Source organism: Clostridium sp. 19966 (genome assembly GCF_032335695.1).
In the GTDB taxonomy this organism is placed as follows: Bacteria; Bacillota; Clostridia; order Clostridiales; family Clostridiaceae; genus JACTOJ01.
Map to the genome: position 1 here is coordinate 1 of NZ_JACTOJ010000067.1, position 4,080 is coordinate 4,080.

6 protein-coding genes are annotated in these 4,080 nt (G+C 27.5%); 2 read left to right on the top strand and 4 right to left on the bottom strand.

From position 1 onward, the window contains the following. Positions 1–347: 347 nt before the first annotated feature. From IAI10_RS24390 to IAI10_RS24405, 4 genes are all read right to left on the bottom strand, one after another. Positions 348–542 carry a cation transporter gene (locus tag IAI10_RS24390; RefSeq protein WP_315675914.1) on the bottom strand — a complete coding sequence of 65 codons (195 nt, stop codon included), beginning with the start codon at positions 540–542 and terminating at the stop codon, positions 348–350. Continuing rightward, positions 539–661, bottom strand: coding sequence for a hypothetical protein (locus IAI10_RS24395; RefSeq protein ID WP_315675915.1), 123 nt, complete (start codon positions 659–661; stop codon positions 539–541). The genes IAI10_RS24390 and IAI10_RS24395 overlap by 4 nt, the downstream gene beginning before the upstream one ends. A 22-nt stretch (positions 662–683) precedes the next feature. Further along, positions 684–1,049 (bottom strand): metalloregulator ArsR/SmtB family transcription factor, encoded by a 366-nt coding sequence (locus IAI10_RS24400; protein ID WP_315675916.1) that lies wholly within the window; start codon positions 1,047–1,049, stop codon positions 684–686. Positions 1,050–1,724: 675 nt separating this feature from the next. Beyond that, a complete protein-coding gene (locus IAI10_RS24405; RefSeq protein WP_315675917.1) occupies positions 1,725–2,828 on the bottom strand; it encodes an NlpC/P60 family protein in 1,104 nt (367 codons plus the stop codon). A gap of 221 nt (positions 2,829–3,049) precedes the next feature. Between IAI10_RS24405 and ftsE the strand changes: the two genes are divergently transcribed. Together ftsE and IAI10_RS24415 are read left to right on the top strand one after the other, a co-directional pair. Further along, positions 3,050–3,733 (top strand): cell division ATP-binding protein FtsE, encoded by a 684-nt coding sequence (gene ftsE / locus IAI10_RS24410; protein ID WP_315675918.1) that lies wholly within the window; start codon positions 3,050–3,052, stop codon positions 3,731–3,733. Then, a partial coding sequence (locus IAI10_RS24415; protein ID WP_315675919.1) for a permease-like cell division protein FtsX occupies positions 3,723–4,080 on the top strand: 358 nt, incomplete at its 3' end. The genes ftsE and IAI10_RS24415, both read left to right, overlap by 11 nt.

The following is a 4,080-nucleotide window of genomic DNA, read 5'->3' on the forward strand; positions in this document are numbered from 1 at the left end:
TTATACTACTACATTTTTAATTCTTCAAAATCTCGTTTCACTTCATTAATACTTTTATATGCATTATCTAATCACAATAACTTTTTTTAAAAATTAACTTCACTAGTTAATAATTTTAATTCAATATACCATAGTTTTGATTTTTTATTAGTTTTCTCAAAAGAAAAATAATAAAAATTAAGAAATAAGAAATAAGTGACCCAAATGTGAAAAATCTACTGAAGGTGTATACCTATCATTATTTATTAATCTTGCAAGACCAAAGTCAATAAGATAAGCTTATTTTTTATTAATTATCACATTGGGAACTCTTATATTTCTGTGCGCAATTAGCACAACATAATCCTTCAAGAAGAATCTCTTTTTTTTGAAACTTTGCCAATTCCTTTTTCTATAACCTTAAAAAGTGATTCAATATTTACTACAGCATTTTTTACTTTTTCTATTAATTCATCTACTTTGTCATTTTCTTTTAGTTCTAATACTAATGTTTTAGTCAAGAAATTTACATTTGCAGAATTGATTCCTTCTAACCCATTCAATTTTTGTTCAATTTATTTGCACAATCAAGTCCTTTTAAAATAAACTCTATTTTTAATTCTTTAATATTGTTTTTATTTAAATTAATATTATCCTCGACTATTTTTATATTACTTGCCACAATTTTTCCCTCCATTTTAAATTTAATTTTTCTCTGATATATGAATTAATCCTTGATCAAAAATCCTTTTAACATGTTCATCCGCTAATAAATAATAAACTACTTTACCCTCTTTTTTGTATTTTACAAGCCTTGCTTGTTTTAAAACTCTTAATTGATGTGAAATAGCAGATTGAGTCATTCCAAGTAATGCTGCTATATCACACACGCACATTTCTGCTTCAAATAGTGCACATAATACTTTTATTCTTGTTGAATCTCCAAACACCTTAAATAAGTCTGCTAAATCATATAAAGTTTCTTCTTCTGGTATACATTCTTTAACTTTATTAACTATATCTTCATGAATTATTGTACAATTACACGTTTCAATCTTATTATTTTCCATAACTACCACCTTCCTCGCACGTACATATGAATACTTGTTCATATATTCATTATATGCATCATTACTTTATTTTGTCAATAAAATTAACAACTTTTAACTATGTTTTTCACAATATAAATTATAGAAATAGTAGTAATAACAGCATTAACTTTTCTTTATATTTTTTTAAATATATCACTATATCATCACTTTATTATCCCACTTAAAGATATTAAAAGTTGCATATGTATTATCTTTTCAAATTAATAACTTATTATTTTTTCCTTTCTCTTAAACTATAAGTATAGCAATTTCAACTAAAATTACCGAAATAATCACCCTCATATAAAATAAGTTTTAAGCGCAAAAAGAGCATAAACGTAAAATCATAGACCTTCTCAAATGTCTATTTTCAATGTTTTCTGCTCTCTTTTTTATACTTTTTTCTTATAACCCTAACCCTATTAGAATCATAATCTCTAGTTTGAACGCTTTTATTTTTATATGCTTTTAAGACAACTTTAGAACAATTTGTCATAAGTAAAGTTTCCCTAAAAATATCTGATATTAACGTTCCTAGATGATTATAAATTTATTTAATACACTTTTTCTTAGTCTTACCATCTTTATTCCCCAAAATATCCATAAACATTTTTTATTACTTTGTGATAGAGAATGTGTAGAACAAAATTCAAATTATTTAACTCTTCTTGCAGTAATGTAATCAGGTCTATCTATTGATGAAATTTTTACCACATCTCCAGTTCTCGGAGCGTGAATATATGTATTATTCCCCACATACATTCCCATATGAGTAGGATTACCACCCTTGCCATAGAATAATAAATCCCCTGGCTGCAGCTCATCTTTTGAAACTTCATATCCATCATTTATTTGATCATAAGTTGTTCTTCCAAGCTTAATTCCAAAATGAGCATATACATATTGAGTGAATCCTGAGCAATCAAATCCTGAAGGAGTTGCCCCTCCCCAAAGATACGGAGTTCCTAAAAAATTCGAAGCATATGCTACTATATTATCATCAGAAATTTGTGCAGATCTTGTACCTCTTGATGGCTTAATGCTAGGCGCTTTGCTTCTTATTCTATTTACTTCTTTTATACTTGTATTTACTAATTCTTGAGATCCATCTACCTTTGATGCAAATAGCGTTTCTTGAGTTTTAACCTCTTCAATAAGTTTCTTTTGATCCACTATATTAGTATTTAAATTCGTTAACTTATCTTCATTCTCACTCTTTAATGCAAGTAAATCATTATACTGAATTTCAAGAGATGCTTTTTTACTTTCCACTTCTGACTTCTTATCATTTAAGTCACTTATTATTTTTTTATCAATACCAATTATCTTTCTTACAGCTTCTACTTTTGTTATTAAATCACTAAAGTTTTCTGAATCTAATAAAATCTTGAGATAATTAGATTGTCCACTTATATACATAGCTCTAACTCTTTGATCTAGTATCTTTTGCTGATCTTTCACTTCTTCTTCAACTTGAGTAACTTGTTTCTTTGTAGTATTAATATCGTTTTCTGTTTTAGCCATACTCTTCTTATTTTCTTCGATTTTCATCATATACTCTTCAATTTGATTATCTAGCTTTTCAATACTTAATTCAAGTTCTTCTCTTTTGTCTTGCGCTGCTTTCAATGAAGCTTTATTTTGCTCCGATTGACTTTGTTGTGTTTGACTAGATATTGGTGCTGCAACTACTGATATTTGTGTTACTAAAGCTAATGCAACTGCAAACATAACAGTTCTTGATGTTTTTTTCATCATATCTCTCCTCTTGTAGAATAATATTATATTCTCATGTGTAAAGTTATTTAAAATAGTACACTAAAAATGTGTAGAAATTATGAAGATTCCTCTTGGTATACTTTCCATATAAAAACACATAATTTCTTCATAAAAATAAGATATAATATTGCAAAAAACAATTTTATAAAAGTTAATTCATTAAACTATAACTAAAATAATTTATAATCGGAGGAATACTAATGATTGAATTTGTAAATATTACAAAGGTATATGACAACAATACATTAGCTCTTAACAATGTTAGCTTGACAATAAAAAAAGGTGAATTTGTTTTTTTAGTAGGCTCAAGTGGCTCTGGTAAGTCAACTATAATAAAAATGCTTTTTAAAGAAATTGAGCCAACTCAAGGTAACTTAATTCTTAATAATACTGATGTAACTAATTTAAAGAAAAGTCAAATAGCCTTTTACAGAAGAAATATAGGTGTAATCTTTCAGGATTTTAAACTAATCCAAACCCTCAATGTCTACGAAAATGTGGCTTTTGCCTTAAGAGTTACAGGTGCTAATACCAAAGATATAAGAAAGAAAGTGCCTATCGCATTATCACTAGTTGGATTATCTAGTAGATTCAAATCATTTCCAAATCAACTATCTGGTGGAGAACAGCAAAGAGTATCAATTGCCAGGGCTATTGTTAATAATCCTAAAGTTCTAATTGCTGATGAACCAACAGGTAATCTTGATCCCGAAACTGCTATGGGAATAATGGAGACTCTTATTACTATTAATAAAAGTGGTACTACAATACTCATGGCCACTCATGCAAAAGACATTGTTGATTCAATGAGGAAGAGGGTCATTGCCATTGAGAATGGAACAATAATAAGGGACGAAATTAGGGGGACTTATGATGATAATTAATACATTTAAATATTACATTATTGATGCACTAAATAGTTTGAAACGAAATATAACAATAAGTTTAGCTTCCACTATTACTGTAACTATAACATTGTTTATATTGGGTATTTTTCTTATAATAATGGAAAATGTAAACATAGGAATAAATAATGTACAGTCACAAATTGAAATAAATGTATTTTTGAAAGATGATATAAGTAATGAGCAGCAAGAAAATATAGGACAAGAATTAAAAAATATTTCTGGTGTTAAAGAAATTGAGTTTGAAGATAAAGCTAAAGCTCTAGAAAAGTTTACGCAACAAATATCTGACAATAACGCTTCTTTATTAGATAATTATAGTCCAT